This window comes from Rummeliibacillus pycnus, assembly GCF_050459865.1.
GTDB classification, from domain to species: Bacteria; Bacillota; Bacilli; order Bacillales_A; family Planococcaceae; genus Rummeliibacillus; species Rummeliibacillus pycnus_B.
The window spans coordinates 1-1,728 of sequence record NZ_JBCMNM010000124.1; the positions used below are offsets into that span (position 1 = coordinate 1).

Genomic DNA, 1,728 nt, shown 5'->3' on the forward strand with positions numbered 1-1,728 from the left:
CTGGCAAAAGTGTTCTATCTAAAAGGTAAAACAAAGTTGATTGGAACGGAAGGTACGAGACTCCTGCGGGAAAAGCGTGTCTAGGGGAGACCCCGCAGGCGAAAGCCGAGGAGGCTCCCCGACCGCCCGCGGAAAGCGAGTGCCCTACGTTCCAATCAACGTCCAAATTGTACAAGCCAAAAAAAACTGTAGACAAACTTGATCTGACCCAATAAAGTTAGACATATAATTTAAGCAGCTTCTAAGACCTGAGTTCGGTATTCTATTGGACTCAGGTCTTTTAATTTTACCTTCATTCGTTTGTGGTTATAGTAATGAATATAATCATCTAATTCCTTTTCAAAGTGCTCCATACTTTCAAACTCTTGGAGATAAAGCAATTCAGACTTTAACAAGCCAAAAAAGTTTTCAATGACTGCGTTATCTAAACAATTTCCCTTACGGGACATGCTTTGTATAATGCGGGAATCTTTTAAGGTTTTTTGATACTTCTTCATTTGATAATGCCACCCTTGATCCGAATGGAGGATGACCGTATCTTCTGGTTTTAGGTGTTTAATCGCCTCATCTAACATATCTCCAACAAGTTTATAAACAGGCCGTTTCATCACTTTGTAGGCAATAATTTCACCATTACATAAATCAAGGATAGGGGATAGGTAACGTTTCTCCCCAAATAAATGAAATTCCGTTACGTCTGTTACCCATTTTTGATTCATTTTCTCGGCTTGAAAATCACGTTGTAAAATATGGGGGGCAATTCGACCAACACGCCCCTTATACGAACGATACTTTTTCATACGGACTAAACATTTTACGCCCATTTCATTCATGAGGCGGTTGATGGTCTTTGGATTGTGAGAAAACCCATATTTTTTTAACTCTTTTGTGATACGACGATAACCGTAACGTCCTTTATGTTCATGATAGATAGACTGAATAGTGGCTTTTACCTTCGAATACTTATCTTCTCGATTCAAGCGTTTTTCCCAATAATAGTACGTGCTACGTGGAATATCAGCGACTTTAATTAAGGCCACAACCTCATAAATGGACTTTAGTTCATAAATTACTTGCGCTTTGATTTGGGTTGTAATTTTTCCTGCATTTGAACTAAAGTATTTAACTTTTTTAAATACGCATTCTCCATTTCTAGTTGTTTAATTCGTTCTTCAAGCTCTTTAACCGAACCTTCAATTTGTTTGGATGGATTGATATCTTTTTTCATGGATGGTCTCCCCTTTTTCTTAGAAATTAGGGCATCTAATCCATAGGCATTAACATTTATTCTCCACGTCCGAATTAGCGCTGGAGATGAAATATTAAACCTTGCGGCTGCGTCGTAAGAAGATATACCCGTTTCATTCATATAATTAAGTACATCCATTTTAAACTCCGTAGAATAACTTGTATAGGATTTCTTAAATCCATCGGCTCCTTGAATTTGGTATAAACGAACCCATCCTTGAATCATTTGATACGAAACTTCAAATATTTTTTGAAGATCCATATAGCTGTGCTTTCCTTCAAGGTAAAGTCGTGTAATGAATATTTTCTGTTCGGCAGAAAAATTAGCCATAAAAAAACACCCCGTAAATGTTAGTTTGGTGTCTAACATTTACGGGGCAGTTCAACTCGATGAAAATCGAGTTTGTCTACAGTTTTTTTATGGCTTGTACAATTTGGACGTTGATTGGAACGTAGGGCACTCGCTTTCCGCGGGCGGTC

Annotated in this window: 1 protein-coding gene; it reads right to left on the minus strand. The window is 38.0% G+C overall.

Going from position 1 to position 1,728, the window contains the following annotated elements:
* Window positions 1–230: 230 nt before the first annotated feature.
* Window positions 231–1,579, minus strand: a protein-coding gene (locus ABE048_RS19890) for an IS3 family transposase (protein ID WP_268564963.1) whose coding sequence is annotated in 2 segments (ribosomal slippage) — window positions 231–1,120 and window positions 1,120–1,579 — 1,350 coding nt in all. Because the reading frame shifts where the segments join, the coding sequence is not laid out codon by codon here.
* Window positions 1,580–1,728: the final 149 nt, after the last annotated feature.